The following is a 20336-nucleotide window of genomic DNA, read 5'->3' as shown; positions in this document are numbered from 1 at the left end:
CGGATCGAGCACGCCGTGCCTGATCCAGCGTGAGGGAGCGAAGCGAAGGGGGCGCCGCGTTACGGCCGAACGGGTCCGGACCTGTGCCGGACTCGCAAGCACGGATCAAGGCCAGGAGGGCCTTGATCCGTGCTGCCTCAAGGCTCGGCAGGCCGGCGGAAGACGACGAAGATCACGAGGTCCTCGTTGCCCGACTGGCGCAGCCCGTGTCGGCTGCCGCTCCGGGTGAGGATGGCGTCGCCGGCGCCGACCTCACGGTAATCGCCGTCGAGCATCAGTTCGCCGCGGCCGGACAGGACGTAGTAGATCTCGTCCTTGTCGTTCAGATGCTCACCAATGCTGGCGCCGGGGTGCAGGGCGCGCTTGCGGAACACGAGATCCAAGCCTTCGGCCTGTTCGAAGAAGGGGAAGGCCGTGGTCAAGCCTTCCCCTTCATGCGGCCCGGCTTGCTCAACCGCGAGATCTGCTTCGCGTTCGACGTAGGAGTCGCTGCGGGGTGCGGCATGCTGCCCCGCCGCGGCCATTGCACAGGTCGGCGCCAGACAGAGCGCTGTGATGAGGGCTGTCGCGCGTGCGTTGCGCGCGCAGGCGGCGGGCACGCTCTGGTGTCGAAGCTGACCGGCGCGACCAAGCATGCGGACGTCCTCGTCGTTGCGGTATGCGGCTTACTTCAGGCCGCGCAGGTAGGACGCGATGGCCTCGTCCTGGCAGTTCGGGAAGAACAGCTCGGCGAACTTCTCGCCGGCAATCGCCGACTTCAGCAGGTCCTGATCGACCTCTTTCAGCACGGTCAGCATGTCCTTGCAGCTCGTCGCCTTGACCTGGGCGAGGATGCCGCGGTTCCTGGCCATGATCGCCGCGCGCTCCTTCGGGTAGCCCAAGCCGCGCTCGCCGTCGAACAGCTTGCGATAGCAGTCCTGCAGGTTGAGCTCGGCGGCCCAGCCGAAGCCCTTCGCGTAGGGCATCGAGATCGCGTTGCCGTCGTTAATCTGGCCGAACAGGAAGGCATCGGTCGGGTCGATCACCAGCCCGCAGAACACGCCGGGCATGGCGTTGCAGGCCAGCATCGAGCCCATGCCGGTGCCGCAGCCGGTGACCACGAAGTCGGCGGCCTTCGAGTTCAGCAGGATGCCCGCCAGCAGGCCATTCATCACGTAAGTCAGCGAGGCCTTGTCCTCGGCCGAATACATGCCGTAGTTGAACACGGAATGGCCCAGCGGCTCGGCCACGGTCTTCAGTGCGGTGTGGATGATCTCGTTCTTGGCGGCCTGGCTGTTCTCGGTGATCAGCGCGATCTTCATGGCGATGTCCTGTAGGTGAGGCTGCCCGCGAAGGCGCGGGTGTGACGGAAGTCGGTGCGCCTGTCGGCACGCCCGACGCAGGCCTGCGCCCAGTGCAAGGCTTGCGGCGGTGGAGTGTTCGACAGGCGCACGGACAGGGGTGATCGTTGTCGAGGCGCGGCTTCAGCGGGCCAGCCAGCCGCCGTCCACCGGCAGCACGGTGCCGTGCACGTAGTCGGACGCGCGCGAGGCCAGGAATACGGCAGCGCCCGCCAGATCCTCCGGCGTGCCCCAGCGCGCGGCCGGAATGCGCGCCAGGATGTCGCGGTTGCGCTGTTCGTCGGCGCGCAGCTGCGCGGTGTTGTCGGTGGCCATGTAGCCGGGCGCGATGGCGTTGACGTTGACGCCCTTGGCCGCCCACTCGTTGGCGAGCAGCTTGGTGATGCCCGCCAGGCCGGACTTGCTGGCGGTGTAGGAGGGCACGCGGATGCCGCCCTGGAAGCTCAGCATCGAGGCGATGTTGATGATCTTCCCGCGCCCTTGCGCGATGAAGTGCCGGCCCGCCGCCTGGCACAGGAAGAAAGCCGACTTCAGATTGAGGTCGATCACCGCATCCCAGTCGGCCTCGGTGAAGTCGATCGCATCGGCCCGGCGGATCATGCCGGCATTGTTCACCAGCACATCGAGGCGGCCGAGCTTCTCCAGGGTCTCGGTGATGATGCGCGGGATCGGTTCCAGCGAGGTCAGATCCGCCTGCACGAAGGCGAAGCGGCGGCCGAGCGCCTGCACCTTGGCGGCGGTGTCGTCGGCATTCGAGCTGCTGACCGCGGCGATGTCGGCGCCGGCTTCGGCCAAGGCCAGCGCAATGCCCTGACCCAGGCCCTTGTTCGCGCCGGTGACCAGGGCGACCTGGCTCTGCAGGCTGAAGGGATTGCTCATCGTCAACGCTCCTGGAATGGCGGCGCGGCCCGGATCGGATCGGCCTGGGTGATGGCGGCTCCGATGCCGATGCGCCTGAATGACTACCGGTGTCATTCTGGACGGACGCGGGGCAGGCGGCAAGCTGTGGCGCAGCAATGGGCTGCGGGAGCTGCCGAGTCGCGCTTTGCGCGGCAATGCTGCGAGGCCGAAGCCTGTGGGCCTGCACGCGGCGACCATAGCTGCAGCCCCTGGTCCGCGCAGTCGCGGTCGCAGGCTCGCAAGTGGGTGCGGCCGACCGCGCTGCCGCGAGCATGGGCGGCCAGCGCTGGGGCGCTGTCGCATGGCGCAGCAGTGCCTCGCGCCGCTATCTGGGCTCGGCGACCACCTGCAGCCAGGGGCTCGGTTCGCCCAGCACGACCCAGGGGCCGTCCTCGCTGGGCCCGTAGCGCAGGCGCAGGCCTGCGGGTCCACCGGCCTGGAAGTAGCTGAGGTGCAGGGCGTGCTCGCCGGCTTCGAGCAGGGCACGACAGCGTTGCGCTGACAGGCCGCGCTGGCCGGTGTAGGCACACACGCGGCGCTCGTTGAGCTCCAGCGCGAAGCCGTCGTCGCTCTCGATCTCGAAATGCAGCACGCGCGCCTCCGGCACCTGCACGCGCACGCGCAGGTCCAGGAAGAACTGCTCGGCGGGCCCGATCCTGCCGAGCACGGGATGACGGAGCTGGCCGGCGTGCGCGAGGTCCAGGCGGTCCACCCACACGGTCTGGCGTTCGAAGACCGTGCGATCCTGATCCAACTGCTCGATGGGTACGGAATTCCGCTCGATCGTGAGCGGAAGGCGGGCCTCGACGCCGGGCGCACGCATCAGCCAGGCCATCATCAGGGCCGCCGCTGCCAGCAGGGCCGACAGCGCTGTGTTGGCGGGATCGAGCCGCTTCATCGCACCGGCTCCAGCTTCCAGACCTGCAGCCAGGCGCGGCGCTCGACCGCGTTCTCGTCCAGCGGCCAGCCGTAGCCCAGCGGTGCGAAGTAGAGGAAGCCCGCAAGCACGAGGCCGGCATAGGCAGCCAGGTTGAGGCGCGGATGCCAGTCGCCGCGCGCCAGGGACTCGCGGAACACGTAGGCGAACACCAGGGCGAGATTGACGATCCCGAAGATCAGAGGCAGCAGGTAGTGGTAGAGGTACATCACCCGCTCGACCTGCAGCATCGACACCATGTAGCCGAGGTAGAGCGCGCTCATCAGCGCGATCCAGCCCAGCAGGCGACGGTCAGTCGGGACCAGGCCGAACACGGCCCAGGCGAGCAGCAGCGCGAAGGACAGCAGCATGCCCGCCAGCACCGGCAGCCAGACCAGCGGGTTGGTCACCAGATACGTGTAATCCACCTTGGTCTGGCCGTCGACCTCGACCTTGGCCCAGCGGTAGTTGATGGTCTTGCCGCCCAGCGGCCAGTGCAGGGCTGGGCTGCCGTTCTCGCCGGGCTTGCAGGCATCGAAGCGCGGTACACCGTCGGAGTACTCGGCGATGTAGCGCAGGTGGTCGCGCAGGCCGAGCATGAAGGTCGAAGGTGCGGCGGACCGGCCCTGCCGGAGCGCGGCGATGTACTCCGGCGAGGCCTTGTAGGTGCGGCCATCGATGACCGTCGGTGAAAGCGCGATCTGCAGCCAGAAGACGCCGAAGAACACTCCAGCAACGCCGACGATGGTGGTCGCGCCTGTGCTCACCGAGCGACCCGCGGCATGCAGCAGGCTCAGGCTGCCGCGCTGGCGCCACAGCTCCAGCCCCAGCAGCACCGGCGGCAGCAGCAGCAGCGGCGCGGCGTTGAGCTTGACCGCCAGCGCCAGGCCGATGCTGGCGCCCAGCAGCAGGTAGTGATGCAGGCGGATCGCGGTGCTGCTGCGAACGCTGCGCGCGAACAGCCATAGCGCGAGCAGCACGAAGGGCAGCTGCACGCCTTCAAGCATGGCCGCACGTCCGTGAGTGACCCAGGCGTTGTCCAGCGGCAACAGCAGGGCGAAGCACAGGGCGACGGCCCGGCTGCGGGTCGCCTCGAAGAGCAGCAGATAGAGCAGGGGAGCGGACAGGATCAGGCCCAGCACCGAGGCCAGACGTACCCCCTTGAAGCTGTAGCCCGGCGGCAGCTGCGCCTGGCTGACATGGTCGGTGTGCAGCAGGGCCGTGGTCTCGCGTCCGGCGTTGGCGCCGGTCGCGGATTCGCCCAGCGCGATCAGCATCTTGCCGAGCGGCGGGTGGTTCTCCATGTACATCACCCCGGCCAGCTGCTTGTGGGCCGAGGCGACGTGATAGTTCTCATCCCAGAACAGTGACTCCGGCTGCCAGTAGCGGGTGCCGAAGGTCAGTGTGGCGGTCAGGCAGACCAGCACCAGGGCGACGGCGTGCAGGGCGTTGCGAGTCAGCGCGGCGCGCAGCGATTGCGCCAGCCCGGCACCGTTCAAGTTCCGCATGACTGTCCCTCCAAACCCGATGCCATAAGAATCGCACATGTTGCAGTGCACGTTGACACCGGTGGCATCCGTGCAGAGGATCGCCGCCACATCGCCGCGGGAGGGTGCGCCACGCACCGGCGATGCAGATGAACCGCGCGTGCTTCTGCGCGCTCGGCAGGCCTGACGCCTGCCGTCCCCGAGACCCCATCCACGCAGATCGGGTCGCGTCCATCGCTCGGCGGCTGCGTCCCAGGGTCGGTGCTGCATCGACCCCGCACGCCGCGACACCGACCGGCCCCGGGTGCGCCATTACGCGACGCCGTGGGGGCGGACTCATGGCGAGGCCGCGGTGGCCTTGCCCTCATCCGGGGCGACGGAACAGGAACTGTTCGGCGCTCGCCCCCATGCGGAGAGCGTGCGATGCGGTTTCGATGGACTCACCCGACCCGGCTGGCGACGCTGTGCGCCACTGCGACCCTGCTGCCTGCGTTGGCCTTCGCCCAGGCCAATCTTCCCTTCGTCGAGGACTTCGACGCCGCCACCACGGCCTCGCTGACCACGCCGGATTACCGCGCCCTGCCCGGCATCGAGCCACCGCTGCAGATGTTCCATCGACTGGCCGGCACCGCGGCGGTGGTGGACGGCGCGGTGGCATTGACCGGCGCGCGCCTGAGCGTCGGCAACACCACGCCAACGGTCACCACCTCTGCCGGCAGCGGATTCACCGGCATCTTCGGCCTGGGGGCGACCTGGACCGTCTCGATGTGCGTGCGCTCGGCGGTGCTGGCCGATCCGCTGGTCGACAAGAAGTTCCAGGTCTACGTCGACAACAACAGCACGGGCCAGGCCAACTCGCCGCACGGCGGCGCCTCGCGCCTACTCAACCTCGACGTCTCCACGCTGCAGGCGAACAGCGTGGTCAGCGTGACCACGTCACTCGGCTCGGCCAACTCCTTCGTTGCCCTGCGCACCGAGAGCGGCGCCACCGTGGTCATCGACAACCTGACGATCAGCCTCGGTGATGCGCAGTCGGCAACGCTGGCCAGCTGCGCTGGCGCGTCGAGCAGTTCCAGCAGCTCCAGCGAGTCGAGCAGCTCAAGCAGCTCCAGCGAGTCCAGCAGCTCCAGCAGTTCGAGCGAGTCGAGTTCTTCCAGCTCCAGCGAGTCCAGCAGTTCGAGCAGTTCGAGCAGCTCCAGCGAATCGAGTTCGTCGAGCTCGTCAAGCTCCAGCGCGCCGGGCGAGAGCCTGTTCGCCGAGGACTTCGACCTCGCCAGCACCAGTACCCTGCTGACCGCCACCTACCGTAGCCTGCCCGATACGCCCGGCACGCCGATGTTCGTCAGCAGCGCCACCTCGCGCACCCGCGTGGTGGAGGGCGCGCTCGGCATTGAGGGCCTGGTGTTCGGCATCGGCAACCGCCAGCCGTTCACCGCCACCACCGGCACCGATACCAGCACCACTGGAATCTTCGACCTGAGCCAGACCTACACCGTCTCGTTCTGCTATGTCGGCCGTCGCGGTTCCGATGGCACGAAGCGCCTGCAGGTGCAGGTGGACAACAACACCAGCGGTGCCGCGAACTCGATCCACGGCACCGCCTCGCGCATCTTCAACCAGGCGCTGGCCGACCTGGTCCCGAACACCGTCTACAGCGTGAGCTCGCAGGTCGGCACCGCGACCTCCTTCTTCGTGCTGCGCGTGGAGAGCGGCGAGGAGGCCATCGTCGACGACGTCCGGCTGGATCGCGGCAGCGTCGGCTCGGCGACCTGCCCGCCGCCGTCGAGCTCATCGAGCTCTTCATCGAGCTCGTCCTCCAGCAGCTCGTCGAGCTCAAGCAGCAGTTCGAGCTCGAGCAGCTCCTCGTCGACGCCGCCCACGCCGGGCACGCTCACCTGCCCGCAGGCCAACACGGTGCAGGGCTTCGCCTCGCTGGGCGATGGCACCACCGGCGGTGCCGGCGGGCGCCAGGTGATCGTCAGCAGCGGCACCGAGCTGGTCGCCGCACTGGCGGCGCAGGTCAACAACCCGCAGCCGCTGACGATCTTCGTCAATGGCGTGATCACGCCGGCCAACAGCGGCGGGGTCAGCAAGTTCGATGTCAAGGACATGAACAATGTTTCGATCATCGGCATGCCGGGCGCGCTGTTCGACGGCATCGGCATCAAGATCTGGCGCGCCAACAACATCATCGTGCGCAACATCACCATGCGCTTCGTCAACATCGGCGACAAGGACCAGATCAGCCTGGAAGGCCCGGCCAGCAACATCTGGATCGACCACAACGAGTTCTACAACTCGCTGGACGTCGACATCGACTTCTACGACGAACTGGTCAGCGGCAAGGGCAGCGTCTCCAACGTGACGCTGAGCTACAACTACCTGCACGACAGCTGGAAGACCTCGCTCTGGGGCTCCAGCGATACCGACGGCTTCAATCGTACGATCAGCTTCATCGCCAACCGCTGGGAGAACGTCAACTCGCGTCTGCCCTTGTTCCGCTTCGGCGAAGGCCATGTGCTGAACAACTACTACCGGAACGTGCGCGCCTCGGGCATCAACTCGCGCATGGGGGCGCGCATCCGCATTGACGGCAACCACTTCGAGGACTCCCAGAACGTGGTGATCTCGCAGGACAGCCAGCAGATCGGCTTCTGGGACACCAATGGCGACAACCTGTTCGAGAACATCACCTGGACGCCGCTGCCGACCAACTGCAACAGCAATCCCTGTGCCTGGGGCAACACGCCGGGCACGGTGCAGAACGGCGGCCAGATCGCCTCGACGGTCAGCTACACGCCGCCGTATGCCTATGCGGCGCTGCCGGTGGCCGAGGTCAAGCCGCATGTGCTGGCCAACACCGGCGTGGGCAGGATCGACGCTTGCCTGGGCTTGCCGGGCTCCTCGTCCTCAAGCTCCAGCAGCAGTTCCACCTCCAGCTCCAGCAGCAGTTCCACCTCCAGCTCCAGCAGCAGCTCCACCTCCAGCTCCAGCAGCAGCTCGACGTCGAGCAGCAGCTCCAGCTCGTCCAGCTCCAGCGAGCCACCGCCCGTGCCCGTTGCGGTGTTCGCCAGCGGCTTCGAGGCGGATGAGGACAGCCGCATCGATGCTGCCCTCCTGCCCGTGGGCGAGCCGATGCCGCTGAACATGGGTCAGCGCAATTACTCGGCCCCGGTCGGCAACCTGCAGTACGTGGCCGTGCCGCCGGTGCCCGTGCATGTCGATCACTACCAGAACCTGCCTGCGGATCCGACCGGTGGCGCGCTGAGCTTCGAGCGCCAGGCGGCACCCGCGCTGGGCTGGATGGGCTGGAGCGAGTACGGCGCCGTGCGCGTGAGCGGCGGCTCGGCGGCCGCGGCGGAAGACATCCACACCGTGCGCACCAAGGAAGAGCTGCTGGCGGCCCTGCAGCAGTCGGGCAACCGTCCGAAGATCATCCGCGTGCTGGGGGTGATCGACTTCCGCTTCACCAACGGGGTGTATGAGGAATACACCAGCCAGGCGGACCAGGCTGCCGGCGGGACCGTGGTGATTCCCTCCAACACCACGCTCGTGGGCATCAATGACGCGCAGGGGCGCCCAGCGCGATTTGCCGGCACGCAGATCTCGGTGGGCCGCGAGTTCTCGCCGCTGCATCCGTTCTCGCCCGCGAATCCGACCCCGCAGACCAACTACCAGGCCTGGGTCAACGCGGGGCGCGATCCCGAGGAGTATCCGGGCTGGACCCGCAACGTGATCCTCCGCAACCTTGAGATCGAAACGCCCTGGGACGTGAATCCGGGTTCGGCCGATGCCGAGTACGACGGCATCGTGCTGGCCTGGGCGCAGCAGGTCTGGATCGACCACGTCACCATCGGTCCGGGCCAGTACGACGGCGTCTACACCGCGACCCGTCGCGACGGCGCGCTTGATGTGGTGCGCGGTTCCAGCTACGTCACCATCAGCAACAGCCGTTTCCACTCGAGCGACAAGACCAATCTGATCGGCAACGCCGACAGCAGCCGGCGTTGGAGCGATGCCGGTCGACTGAGAGTCAGCTTTGTCGGCAACCACTGGGAATACAACCAGGGCCGCATGCCGCGGGTGCGCTACGGCCGCGTGCATGTCTACAACAACTTCTTCTCGGGCAGCATCGCTTCGGTGCCCAACCGCAAGTGGGGCAGCGGCATCGCCGTGGCCTACGAAGGCGATGTGCTGGCGCAGGGCAACTTCTTCCTCGTGCTGGGCCTGAAGATCAATGCCAGCAACGAGATCTGCGGCAAGCTCGTGCACCACCACGGCAGTGCCACCGGCTTCCGCGGCGAGAACCTGTGGTTCCAGAGCGATCACGCCAGCGCCGTGGTGCCGCTGCCGGTGGACGCCTATCTCGCCGGCTGCAGCGGCCTGCCTGCGGGCAGCTGGCAGCCGCCCTATGCCTTCGAGGTCGAGCCGGATCCGGTGAGTCTGGGCACGCGCATTCCGGCCTCAGCGGGCGCGGGTCGCCTGCAGTAGCGCTTCGCGTCAGCCGGACACACGAAAGGCGGGCCCTGCGGCCCGCCTTTCGTGATGCATCCGTGCGCGCTTGGACGAAACGCCGCGCTTCAGACCGCCGCGCGAAGGCCGAAACCCGCATCGCCGCGCAGCGGCTGCGGGCGGTGCGGCAGCAGGTCAGGGCCCAGCAGGCGACCGATGCGCGAGAACACCTCGTCGCGCGAGAAGGGCTTCTTCATGAAGTCGTCGGCGCCGATGCGCTGCAGGTAGAACTGCTCGGTGGCCTGCTCGTTGCCGCTGATCATGATGATCGGGATGCCGCGCGTGGCCTCGGAGCGGCGCAGATGGCGCAGCGCCTCGAAGCCGCTCATGCCGGGCAGCACGATGTCGAGGAAGATCAGATGAGGGCGCTCGGCCTCGGCGATCTCGATGCCGCGTTCGGCGTCATAGGCTTCGCGCGTGGCGAAGCCGTTCTGCTGCAGCATCCGCCGCAGCACGGTGACGATCGTGGTGCTGTCGTCGATGATGAGGAAACGCGTGTCCGGGCGGGCCTGCTGGCGCGGACGGACGCGGCGCTCGACGACCTTGTCCTCGTTGCCGAAGAGGCGCTTGAACAATCCGACTCCACTCATGACCCGACCCCATGAAACGCGACTGTGACGTGGATTGTCACAATTTGTGATTCAGTGACGCAAGGGGTCTGTGCGAGACAGTTTGTGACAAAGCCCCGCAAGTCTGGCAACTCGCGGGGCCGAAACGCGCACCAGTTCGCGTTCAGCCCGGCCGCAGCGAGACCACGTCGGGGCTGAGCACCAGCCGCAGGGCATCAAGCCGCGGACGCGCCTGGGGCAGGGCGGTCAGCAGCTCTGCATGCTCGCGCTCCAGCGCTTCGACCTCCTCCGGACGCACCGCCGGATTGATCCTCGCCAGTCGCTTCAGGCGCGCGAGTTCGGCGCCGAGCAGCTCTTCGGCTTGCCCGAGCGCCGTCTCGATGCGCTGCTCGGCCTGCGTCCTCGCCAGCTTCTCGGCCGCGCCCAGCATCGGCGGCAGCAGGGTGGTCAGCAGCTTGCGCTGGCGCGATAGGTCGACCGGGCGATCGCCGCCTCCGCGCTGCGCGCGCGCGCCGGGGATGTAGTCCATGCGCGGCTGCAGACGGGTGTCGACCACCACAGTCAACGGCAGCGGCGGCAGGAAGCGGTCGACGTGCAGGTCGGCCTCGGCCACGCACTCCAGCACGTAGACGGCCTCCAGCAGCAGGCTGCGCGGCGGCAGGCTGTCGTCCACCAGTGCTGCGGCATTGCCGGTTTCCGACGACAGCAGCAGCTCCTCGGCATTGAGCAGCATCGGATGGTCAGCGCGCAGGTAGAGCAGGTCGTCGCGGGCCAAGGCGCGTGCGCGCGAGAAGGTCGCCTGGCGGGCGCCGCCCTTCAGTTCCTCGAAGGCATCGAGGGTGACGTACTCCGGGTCGAGCAGGACGATCTCGTGGCCCTGCGGTTCGTTGTGGATGCCGAACTGCTCCAGCAGGCGCAGCGGGTAGTCCTCGATGGCGGCGGCGATGTCGTCGAGCTTCAGCGCCTGCAGCAGGCGGCCGTCGCCGGCGGCGCGCTGGCTGGACAGCTCCAGCAGGCGGTCGCGGCCGCGGTGCACCTTGTCGGTCAGCTCCGCATGCACCGTGCGGGTCTCCGCGATCAGGGCCTCCACGCCGTTGTCGCTCGGCGTCTCGAACAGGTTGAGCAGCGGCGGCCCGAAGCGGCGCAGCAGCTCGCGGCCATCGGCGCAGACCTGTCGGAAGGCGTCGAGCCCTTCGTCGTACCAGCGCAGCAGCAGGTTCTGCGGGCTGCCCTCGACGGCGCAGGCGTGGAGCTGCACCGCGCCCTTCTGGCCGATGCGGTCGAGGCGGCCGATGCGCTGCTCCAGCATGTCCGGATCCAGCGGCAGATCCCACAGGATCAGGTGCTGGGCGAACTGGAAGTTGCGGCCTTCGGCGCCGACTTCGGACGCAATGAGAAGGCGCGCGCCCTCGGGATCGGCGAAGTAGGCGGCAGCGCGGTCGCGCTGCAGCAGGTTCATGTCCTCATGGAAGCGCGCCACCGGCAGACCCGAGCGCAGGCGCAAGGCTTCGTCGAGGGCCTGCACCTTGGAGCGCGAGCGGCACAGCAGCAGCACCTTGGCCGGAGCCAGCGATTCCAGCCGCCGCAGCAGCCACTCGAAGCGCGGGTCGCGGGTGTAGTCGTGCTCGGGCTCATGGTGGCCGTGGGCGCCGACATCGGCCAGGGCTTCGGCGCGGAGTCGACCGGGCAGGGCAGGGTCTTCGCCACTGTCGGCGAGACGCTCGATGTGGGGGATGCGCTCGGGGAAGCCGCCGACCGCGGCGCGGCGATTGCGGATCATCACTCGACCGGTGCCGTGGCGATCGATCAGGGCCTCGACCAGCTTCCAGGCCGCGGCCTCGTCGCCGGCCTCGATCTTCGGCAGGGCGGTGGCCAGGGTCTGCGGCTCGTCGTGGAAGAGAGCCTCCAGCAGCTTCAGTCCGGCGGCATCCGGTGCCCGCGCTTCCAACAGGGCCTCGGTGACCTGCGACAGCGCCAGATGCCGGTCGGACTCGGCGATGAAGGCATCGAGGTCGGCATAGCGCGCCGGATCAAGCAGGCGCAGGCGGGCGAAGTGGCCGCTGCGGCCGAGCTGCTCCGGCGTGGCGGTCAGCAGGATCACGCCCGGCGTGGCCTGGGCCAGGCTCTCGACCAGGCTGTACTCGCGGCTGGGCGCATCCGGCGCCCAGGAAAGATGATGGGCCTCGTCGACCACCAGCAGATCCCAGCCGGCTTCGAGCAGCTGCTGGGCGCGCTTCTTGGAGTGCGCCAGCCAGCCGACCGAGGCGATCACGCACTGCTCGTCCTCGAAGGGGTTGCAGGCGGTGTCGACCTCGGTGATCGCCTCGCAGCGCTCCTCGTCGAACAGGGCGAAGCGCAGGTTGAAACGGCGCAGCAGCTCGACGAACCACTGGTGCACCAGGCTCTCGGGCGTCAGCACCAGCACGCGACGGGCGCGGCCGGTGGCCAGCTGCTGGGCCAGGATCATGCCGGCCTCGATGGTCTTGCCGAGGCCGACCTCATCGGCCAGCAGCAAACGCGGCGTGCGCCGCTCGGAGGCCAGTTCGGCCACCTTCAGCTGATGCGGAATCAGGTCGATGCGCGCGCCCAGCACGCCCCAGCCGGGATGACGACGCGCCTCGGCGCGACGACGCAGGGCTTCACGGCGCAGCTCGAAGGCCGGGCTGCGGTCGACGCGGCCGGACAGCAGGCGCGCATCGGCCTGCGAGACTGGCTGTTCGGGGTCGAGCAGGCCCTCGTGGATCTGCGTGTCGCCGACGCCGTAGAGGTAGAGGCCGTCGACCGTGTCGACGCTCTCGACGGTGTACTCGACCCCTTCGGCGCGCAGGCGGTCGCCGACGCGGAAGTCGGCGCGCGACAGCGGAGCGGTGTCCATCGCGTATTGGCGGACCACGCCGCTGCCGGTGAAGACGATCTGCACGCTGCGGCCGATGAGGCGCATCACCGTGCCCAGGCCGAGCTCGGGCTCGGCGGTGGACAGCCAGCGCTGTCCGGGGACGAAGGGAGGATTCATCCGCGCAATTCTACGCGCCAAGCCAAGGCCGCCACAGTCGGGACAGGCCCGGCGTTCAGTGCCGCGCTTCACCGCCGGGCCGGGCTGTGCGATGCTCCGCGGCCGCCCGATGGGACCTGTCGTCCCAGGCGAGGGGCCGAAGGCTGCGCCATCCAGTGCGCGTCCGGCCCGCGACACGCGCGGCGCCCGATGGCAGGGGCCGCAGCCGTCTGATTCCGCCTCCGGCACGGTTCGCCCGCGCCCGCGCCCCTCGACGGCCCCCACAAGAACAAACGACAAGGCCTTTGAAGGAACCCCGCATGTCCCCGATCACCGTCAATGCCCGCATCTCGCCGCGCGGCGGCCTCGATGTCCTCTCGCGCAGCGAGGTCAGCCGTCTGCGCGATGCCTCCAAGGGCGGTCTGCATGAGCTGTTGCGCCGCTGCGCGCTGGCCGTGCTGACCTCCGGCAGCACCAGCGACGACCCGCGCGCCGCGCTCGAGCGCTACCCCGATTTCGAGATCGAAGTGCAGCAGCAGGACCGCGGCGTGCGCCTGGAGCTGCGCCATGCGCCGGCCCAGGCCTTCGTCGACGGCAAGATCATCGCCGGCGTCGCCGAGCTGCTGTTCGCGGTGGTCCGCGACATCGCCTATGTCTCCACCGAGATCAAGGAGTCCGGCCAGTTCGACCTCGACGACAGCCAGGACATCACCAATGCGGTGTTCGAGATCCTGCGCAATGCGCGCGTGCTGAAGCCGAACGTCGAACCCAACCTCGTCGTGTGCTGGGGCGGCCACTCGATCGCCCGCCACGAGTACGAGTACACCAAGCACGTCGGCTATGAGCTCGGCCTGCGCGACATCGACATCTGCACCGGCTGTGGACCCGGTGCCATGAAGGGTCCGATGAAGGGTGCTGCGGTGGGCCATGCCAAGCAGCGCCGCTACCAGAACCGCTATATCGGCATCACCGAGCCCGGCATCATCGCCGCCGAGTCGCCGAACCCGATCGTCAATCACCTGGTGATCATGCCGGACATCGAGAAGCGCCTGGAGGCCTTCGTCCGCGTCGGCCACGGCATCATCGTGTTCCCGGGTGGCGTCGGCACCGCCGAGGAGATCCTCTACCTGCTCGGCATCCTGCTGCATCCGGACAACGCCCACCTGCCGTTCCCGCTGGTGTTCACCGGGCCCAAGGAATCGGCCGCCTACTTCGAGCAGATCGACCACTTCCTGCGGCTGACCCTGGGCGATGCCGCCGCCGAGCGCTACAAGATCATCGTCGACGACCCGCGTGAGGTCGCCCGCTACATGGAGCGCGGCCTGGCGAAGGTGCGTGAACACCGCCTCGACACCAAGGACGCGTTTTTCTTCAACTGGGCGCTGAAGATCCAGCCGGAGTTCCAGCACCCGTTCGCGCCGACCCACGAGAACATGGCCAGCCTGAAGCTGCACCGCGACCAGCCGGTGCACGCGCTGGCCGCCGACCTGCGTCGGGCGTTCTCCGGCATCGTCGCCGGCAACGTCAAGGAAGAGGGCATGCGCGCGATCGAAGCCCACGGCCCCTATGTGATCGACGGCGAGCCCGAGATCATGCGCGCGCTGGACGCCCTGCTGCGCGCCTTCGTCGAGCAGCGGCGCATGAAGATGAGCGGGGACTACAAGCCCTGTTATCGCGTCGGCTGAGCCGACGCGACGGGATTGGGGAGTCGGGATTCGGGATTCGTCCGACGGGATGTCGGTCGAGTCCTGCCTTGAGGTGACGCTCCGCCAGACCGCCCGTAGCGCATTGAAAATGCCGGGCTCGTGGATGCTCAGGTCGACGTGTGCCGGAGAGGGGCTCCAAGGCCTCGCCGCGGCAGCTGATGCGGCTCCTGCGAATCCCGAATCCCCAATCCCGAATCCCGCCGCAAAGCGGCCTCAGTCGCCGCGGATGATCCCCGGCCCCTTGCCCGCGGTCTTCTCGTACACACCCTTGCCGATCTTGCGGTACTGGGTGAAGCCGGCCTCGCCGATCTTCTTCTCCTTCAGCAGGTGGGCGCCGCCGATGGCCAGCGCGGGCGCGCCGATCTGCTGCTGTACGGGTGTGCCGCACTTCGGGCAGTGCGCCAGCGGTGGCTCGGACAGCTTCTGCAGCTGGTCGAAGCCTTCGCGGCAGTGCGCGCAGCCGGCCTCGCCGCAGGCGCGGTATTCGAAGATGGGCATGGCACGCTCCGCGGATTCGATGGCCCGAAGGGTGGGGGCGGCGGCAGCGGCTGGCAAGCTGCGGCCGACTCACCGTCGCGCTGCGGGCACAAAAAACCCCGCTCAGTGGCGGGGTTGATTGCTTCACGCTGGCGCGGATGGTCGGGGAGACAGGATTTGAACCTGCGACTTCTACGTCCCGAACGTAGCGCTCTACCAGGCTGAGCTACACCCCGATCTTGGCACCGCGTGAGAGCCGCGCATCATACGGGCCTCACGCGGCCTGCGCAAGATGGTCGTGAGGCGAGGGCACCAAACTGGTAGCCTGTGCCGCTTCCTGCGGGCCCATCGATGACCCGCTGCACCGCCCTATGGAGCCTGCCTTGATCAAGCCCCGCACCGTGCCCGGCGTCCTGGAACTGCTGCCGCGCGACCAGATCGCCTTCCAGCGCATGCTGGACATCATCCGCGGCAACTACGAACGCTTCGGCTTCCTGCCGGTGGAAACGCCGGTGATGGAGCTGTCCGAGGTGCTGCTGACCAAGTCCGGCGGCGAGACCGAGCGGCAGGTCTATTTCGTGCAGAGCACCGGCGCGCTGGAGAAGGCCGAGGCCGGCCAGCTGCCCGAGCAGGCGCTGCGCTTCGACCTCACCGTGCCGCTGGCGCGCTACGTCGCCGAGCACGAGCACGAGCTGCACTTCCCCTTCCGCCGCTACCAGATCCAGCGCGTCTACCGCGGCGAGCGCGCCCAGCGCGGCCGCTTCCGCGAGTTCTACCAGTGCGACATCGACGTGATCGGCAAGGATGCGCTGTCGGTGCGCTTCGATGCCGAGCTGCCGGCAGTGATCTACTCCGTCTTCAGCGATCTCGCGATCGGCGCTTTCACCATCCAGATCAACAACCGCAAGCTGATGCGCGGCTTCTTCGAGGGTCTGGGCGTCGCCGACCCCGAGCAGCAGGGCGCGGTGCTGCGCGAGGTCGACAAGCTCGACAAGCGCGGCCCGGACTACGTGCGCGAGACGCTGACCGGCGAGGGCTTCGGGCTCTCTGCGGATTCGGTCGAGAAGATCCTCGACTTTGTCGGCATCCGCTCGGCCGGCCACGCCGATGCGCTGGCCCAGCTGGACCGCCTCGGGCCGGGCAGCGAGACCTTCAACCAGGGCATCGCCGAACTGCGCGAGGTGCTGGAGCTGGTGCGTGCCTTCGGCGTGCCCGAGGCCAACTACGCGATCAACCTGTCGATCGCCCGCGGCCTCGACTACTACACCGGCACCGTGTACGAGACCACGCTCAACGACTACCCGCAGATCGGGTCGATCTGCTCGGGTGGCCGCTACGAGAACCTGGCCGGCCAGTACACCAAGTCGCACCTGCCGGGCGTTGGCATCTCGATCGGCGCCTCCCGGCTGTTCTGGCAGCTGCGCGAGGCCGGGCTGATCGAATCGGCCGAGAGCAGCGTCGAGGTGCTGGTCGCGCAGATGGACGAAGTCCGCCTGCCGGACTACCTGAAGCTCGCCTCGGAGCTGCGCCGGGCCGGCATCAATGCCGAGGTGCAGCTGGAGCCGCGCAAGGTCGCCAAGCAGTTCCAGTACGCCGATCGCGCCGGCATCCGCTTCGTGCTGCTGCTGGGCGAGGACGAGGCCGCGCGCGGCGTGGTCGCGGTCAAGGACATGCGCAAGCAGGAGCAGTTCGAGGTGCCGCGCGAGGATCTGGTGCGCGCGCTCCGCGTCGAGCTGGAGCAGGCCAGGGCGATGGCCGGTCGCGGCAACCACAGCGGTTGAAGCGCTGCCGATCCGGGCCTCGCGTCTGCGAGGTCCGGATCAGGTCCAGAGGCGCGTCAGCAGGTCGACGACCTCGGTTGAAAGGAAGACCGAAGCAGTGAGGGTGGCGAGGCCCAGCGTCCACGCCACCAGCTGCAGCAGACCGTCGCGTTCGACCAGCGCGAGCGCGTACAGCACCAGCAGCAGGCCGAAGGGGTAGTTGGTCAGCGGAATCGGCAGGGCCAGCAGCACGCCGAGCAGGACCAGCTGGGCGCCGGTGAACAGGGTGGCCCAGAGGCGCGTGGCCAGACCGTTCAATCGCGGCTTGCACAGCCGCTCGATGCGGCGGAGCACCCCACCCATCTTCGCGTTGAAGCCGTCGAGGCGCGTGCGCGGCACGGTCTTCTCGCGCCAGCGCTTGGGCAGCCAGGGCTGGCGCCGCGCGAACAGCATCTGCAATCCGAGAATCGATACCAGCGGGCCGCTGATCGCGCCGACGCCGAAAGGCAGGGGCAGGAAGGCCGGCATGATCGCCAGCAGCAGGGCCGCGCCAAAGGCGCGCCGGCCGAAGGCGGCGAGCACGGCGTCGAGGCTGGGATCGAGCGGACCCGCGGCGAGCTCACGCAGGATCTGGCTGGTGCTGGGGGCGCTGGAGGGCTGCATGGGGCGCGAGACTGGCGATGCGCCACTTTACCCGCCCTGAGTTGCGTGTTCGTGATCCCGGCGCGGCCAAGGCGAGTGCTTGCGCATGTGCCGCATCTGAACGGTGGGGCGACGGTCGCCGTCGTGCGCACCGGCTTGTTGTAACGTGGCGCATCGACGCCGCGTGCGTCGCAGGACAACAAGACATCCGGCCCGCGGCGGGCCCCAAGGAGTGCAGATGTCGCTGGTAGCGGGAGGCCACACCCTGAAGAAGTACGACGAGGACCTCGCGACCCTGCGCGACCTCGTCATCAAGATGGGCGCGGGCGTCGAGGAGCAGCTGCGGCTGGGCATGCGCGCGCTTGAGCAGCGCGACATGGAGTTGGCCGAGCGCGTGGTCGAAGGCGACCGCGAGATCGATCGCTATGAATTGCGTGCCGACGAGGAGATCGCCCAGCTGATCGCGCTGCGCGCACCGCTGGGCGTGGACCTGCGCACCATCCTCACCCTGTCGAAGACGGTCAACGACCTGGAGCGCATTGGCGACGAGTCCAAGAAGCTTGCGAAGATCGCGCAGCGCCTGATGGATGCCAGCGGCGACCGTGTCGAGGTGCCGATGGTGGCCGAAATCGGCGGGCTGTCGAAGATCTCGGCGAGCATGCTGCGCGGCGCGCTGGATGCGCTGGTGCGACTCGACCTGCAGCAGGCCGAGCGCACCCGGCGCGATGACGACCGCCTCGACAAGGCCTACAAGGCCAGCGTCGGCCAGCTGACCCAGCTGATGTCGGAGAGCCCGGCGGCGGTCGCCGCAGGCGTGCAGGCGCTGTTCGCGCTGAAATCGCTGGAGCGCATCGGCGACCACGCCAAGAACATCGCCGGCTATGTGTTCTACCTGGTCGAGGGCCGCGACGTGCGCCACCCGAAAGCGCGCTTGGCGGCCGACGCCTCCCGCCCCTGAGCGCGCGCGGCCTGCAGGCCGCGCGCACGGTTGCTCAGCGCTCTCAGAACAGATCGCCACCTGCGGACAGGGCGCGCTCCATGCGATCGCCGAGTCCGCCAATCTCAAGAATGAGGCGATCGATCTCGGCCGCCGTCAGGCCCTGCAGCGGCCGGTTCTCGCAGAGCTGCAGGTAGGTCAGGCCGTCGAGCTCGGAGATCGCCAGATAGCCGACCCGCTGCTCCCAGTTGAAGGCCAGGGCGCGCTTGCAGTCGAGGCCGGTGGTCGGCGCCAGCGCCGTGCTGATGCGCAGGAACTTGCGGCCATCCTCGTCTTCCAGTTCGGTGAGGAACAGGCCCTGGTGGCGCGCGCCATTGTTCAGGGTCAGCTCGATGCCGATCAGGTAGGGCTCGCTGCGGGACACGGTGTAGTGGGGCGCGACATGGGCGCGTACCTGTTCGAAGTTCTGCATGGCGGTAAAGTCGACCGGAAAGGTGAAGGCCGTATGCTACCAGCCCCGTCACCGCCCTCGGACCCGATGCAGCGCATGGCTCGATCGCACGCGGCCTTTTCCCAGACGGATACCGATGCTGCGCTCGCGCGCACTCGGGCGATCCTTGCCGCGGTGGCTGCGATTCCTGCCGGCGAGGTGCGCTCCTACGCCGAGGTGGCACGCGCCGCCGGCTGGCCACGGCATGCGCGACTTGTCGCCAAGGTGCTGGCCTCTACCGAGCAGGACCTGCCCTGGCATCGCGTGTTGCGGGCCGATGGACGCATCGCGTTTCCGGCGGGTTCCAGCGCCTGGCATGAGCAGTGCGAGCGCCTGCGTGCCGAGGGCGTGCCGCTGGTGCAGGGCCGCGTACGCGCCGGCCGCGCGCGGGACGCTGCGCCTGCAGACGATGAGGACAGCCTCGATGCCCTGCTCTGGCGGCGTGGCTGAGGGAGCCGTGGACGAGTGCCGCTCTGGCAGGGCGCTGCACCGGTGGGCTCAGTGCGTGTGAAGAGCCCGGACCCCGTAGCGGAGGCGTCCAGAGGCGACCGCAGTATGGGGGATGGTTCTCACATGCTCTCAGTGAGCCCGCCGGCCGGTGGGCGGATCGTCCAGCAAGGAGGCCGGCGACAGGAGGTCCGGAGGAAGCGCCGACAGCACTCCGGCGACCTTGAGCAGGAACTCGGCGTGCGCCGAGGACTTGCGCCATACCAAGGCGATCTGGCGGGTCGGGCTGGAGTCGGTGAACCGGAGCAGCTTGAGGCTCTCCGAGCGCGGCACCGGCGGCTGCACGGCCAGCAAGGGCAGCAGGGTCACGCCGACGCCGGCGGCCACCATCTGCCGCAGGGTTTCGAGGCTGGTGGCGCGGAAGCCGTCCTTTTCGCTGGCGCCCGCCAGATGGCAGACATCCAGCGCCTGGTCCCGCAGGCAGTGGCCCTCGTCCAGCAGCAGCACGCGCTGGTCGGCGATGTCGTGCAGCCCGAGCCGGCTGCGGCCGGCCAAGGCGTGCTCGGCGGGTACGGCCAGCACGAAGGGCTCCTCGAACAGCAGCTCGGCGTGCAGTTGATCCTCGTGGAGGGGCAGGGCCAGCACGGCCGCATCAATGCGCCCTTCCTGCAGCAGCTGCAGCAGGATCTCGGTCTTTTCCTCGGTGAGCAGCAGCTCCATCCGCGGAAAGCGCTCGCGCAGCAGGGGGACGACATGCGGCAGCAGATAGGGCCCCAGCGTCGGGAAGATGCCGAGCTTGAGACTGCCGGCCTCCGGGTCCAGGCTGCGCCGCGCGATCGCGCGGATCTGCTCGATCTCGTTGAGCACGACCCGCGCGCGCTGGGCGATCTCGGCGCCCGCCTCGGTCAGCATCACCTTGCGCGGCGCGCGCTCGACCAGGGTCACGCCGAGTTCGTCCTCGATCTTCTTGATCTGGGTCGACAGGGTGGGCTGGCTGACGAAGCAGGCTTCGGCCGCGCGGCCGAAATGCCGGAGTTCGGCGAGGGCCACCAGGTAGCGGAGGTCGCGGAGGTTCATGGCGCGGCTCGAGGGTGAGGAGTCAAAGCAATAGTATCCAGCGATCTCGGGATCAAATTGCATTGACTGGGTGAATTATCGCGC

The 20336-nt window shown here is 68.4% G+C and carries 16 protein-coding genes and 1 tRNA gene; 5 read left to right on the top strand and 12 right to left on the bottom strand.

The window, feature by feature from the left end; all coding sequences use genetic code 11:
- Positions 1-137: 137 nt before the first annotated feature.
- The 5 genes from Q0654_RS03775 to Q0654_RS03755 all read right to left on the bottom strand — a co-directional run bounded on the left by Q0654_RS03775 (position 138) and on the right by Q0654_RS03755 (position 4664).
- Entirely contained in the window at positions 138-635 is a 498-nt protein-coding gene (locus Q0654_RS03775) for a cupin domain-containing protein (protein ID WP_298850604.1), read from the bottom strand.
- Positions 636-665: 30 nt separating this feature from the next.
- Positions 666-1301: an RpiB/LacA/LacB family sugar-phosphate isomerase gene (locus Q0654_RS03770; RefSeq protein ID WP_298850602.1), complete on the bottom strand. Its 636-nt coding sequence runs from the start codon at positions 1299-1301 to the stop codon at positions 666-668.
- A 162-nt stretch (positions 1302-1463) separates the two neighbouring features.
- Complete coding sequence (kduD, locus tag Q0654_RS03765; RefSeq protein WP_298850600.1) at positions 1464-2219, bottom strand: 2-dehydro-3-deoxy-D-gluconate 5-dehydrogenase KduD; 756 nt, start codon at positions 2217-2219, stop codon at positions 1464-1466.
- A gap of 346 nt (positions 2220-2565) precedes the next feature.
- Positions 2566-3138 carry a hypothetical protein gene (locus tag Q0654_RS03760; protein WP_298850598.1) on the bottom strand — a complete coding sequence of 191 codons (573 nt, stop codon included), beginning with the start codon at positions 3136-3138 and terminating at the stop codon, positions 2566-2568.
- Complete coding sequence (locus tag Q0654_RS03755; RefSeq protein WP_298850595.1) at positions 3135-4664, bottom strand: phospholipid carrier-dependent glycosyltransferase; 1530 nt, start codon at positions 4662-4664, stop codon at positions 3135-3137. The genes Q0654_RS03760 and Q0654_RS03755 overlap by 4 nt, the downstream gene beginning before the upstream one ends.
- Before the next feature lie 402 nt (positions 4665-5066).
- On the opposite strand from Q0654_RS03755, the gene Q0654_RS03750 reads away from it, so the two are divergent.
- The gene (locus Q0654_RS03750; protein WP_298850593.1) at positions 5067-9134 is read left to right on the top strand and encodes a polysaccharide lyase family 1 protein; all 4068 of its coding nucleotides are present in this window, start codon (positions 5067-5069) and stop codon (positions 9132-9134) included.
- Between the two features lie 89 nt (positions 9135-9223).
- Here Q0654_RS03750 and Q0654_RS03745 read toward each other — a convergent pair whose 3' ends face one another.
- Positions 9224-9730: a response regulator gene (locus Q0654_RS03745; protein ID WP_298850591.1), complete on the bottom strand. Its 507-nt coding sequence runs from the start codon at positions 9728-9730 to the stop codon at positions 9224-9226.
- 157 nt (positions 9731-9887) lie between these two features.
- Complete coding sequence (gene rapA, locus Q0654_RS03740) at positions 9888-12737, bottom strand: RNA polymerase-associated protein RapA (RefSeq protein ID WP_298850589.1); 2850 nt, start codon at positions 12735-12737, stop codon at positions 9888-9890.
- A gap of 299 nt (positions 12738-13036) precedes the next feature.
- Between rapA and ppnN the strand changes: the two genes are divergently transcribed.
- Positions 13037-14401, top strand: a complete 1365-nt coding sequence (gene ppnN / locus Q0654_RS03735; protein ID WP_298850587.1) for a nucleotide 5'-monophosphate nucleosidase PpnN — start codon at positions 13037-13039, stop codon at positions 14399-14401.
- Between the two features lie 234 nt (positions 14402-14635).
- On the opposite strand, the gene Q0654_RS03730 is transcribed toward ppnN, so the two are convergent.
- On the bottom strand, positions 14636-14920 hold the full coding sequence (locus Q0654_RS03730) for a zinc ribbon domain-containing protein (protein ID WP_298850586.1): 285 nt from the start codon (positions 14918-14920) through the stop codon (positions 14636-14638).
- A gap of 138 nt (positions 14921-15058) precedes the next feature.
- Positions 15059-15135: transfer RNA gene (locus tag Q0654_RS03725), tRNA-Pro, on the bottom strand.
- A gap of 147 nt (positions 15136-15282) precedes the next feature.
- Between Q0654_RS03725 and hisS the strand changes: the two genes are divergently transcribed.
- Complete coding sequence (gene hisS, locus Q0654_RS03720) at positions 15283-16680, top strand: histidine--tRNA ligase (protein ID WP_298850585.1); 1398 nt, start codon at positions 15283-15285, stop codon at positions 16678-16680.
- Between the two features lie 39 nt (positions 16681-16719).
- On the opposite strand, the gene Q0654_RS03715 is transcribed toward hisS, so the two are convergent.
- A complete protein-coding gene (locus Q0654_RS03715; protein ID WP_298850582.1) occupies positions 16720-17322 on the bottom strand; it encodes an exopolysaccharide biosynthesis protein in 603 nt (200 codons plus the stop codon).
- A 217-nt stretch (positions 17323-17539) separates the two neighbouring features.
- Here Q0654_RS03715 and phoU point away from each other — a divergent pair, with 217 nt between their 5' ends.
- The gene (gene phoU / locus Q0654_RS03710; protein WP_298850581.1) at positions 17540-18259 is read left to right on the top strand and encodes a phosphate signaling complex protein PhoU; all 720 of its coding nucleotides are present in this window, start codon (positions 17540-17542) and stop codon (positions 18257-18259) included.
- Positions 18260-18302: 43 nt separating this feature from the next.
- Here phoU and Q0654_RS03705 read toward each other — a convergent pair whose 3' ends face one another.
- Positions 18303-18710, bottom strand: a complete 408-nt coding sequence (locus Q0654_RS03705; RefSeq protein WP_298850580.1) for a hypothetical protein — start codon at positions 18708-18710, stop codon at positions 18303-18305.
- 75 nt (positions 18711-18785) lie between these two features.
- On the opposite strand from Q0654_RS03705, the gene Q0654_RS03700 reads away from it, so the two are divergent.
- On the top strand, positions 18786-19178 hold the full coding sequence (locus tag Q0654_RS03700; protein WP_298850579.1) for an MGMT family protein: 393 nt from the start codon (positions 18786-18788) through the stop codon (positions 19176-19178).
- 129 nt (positions 19179-19307) lie between these two features.
- Here the strand turns inward: Q0654_RS03700 and Q0654_RS03695 are convergent, their stop codons facing one another.
- On the bottom strand, positions 19308-20252 hold the full coding sequence (locus Q0654_RS03695; protein ID WP_298850578.1) for a LysR substrate-binding domain-containing protein: 945 nt from the start codon (positions 20250-20252) through the stop codon (positions 19308-19310).
- Between the last annotated feature and the right edge of the window lie 84 nt (positions 20253-20336).

Source organism: uncultured Aquimonas sp. (assembly GCF_937888285.1).
Lineage (GTDB): Bacteria > Pseudomonadota > Gammaproteobacteria > Xanthomonadales > Xanthomonadaceae > Aquimonas.
This window is presented reverse-complemented; position numbering and strand designations above follow the sequence as displayed.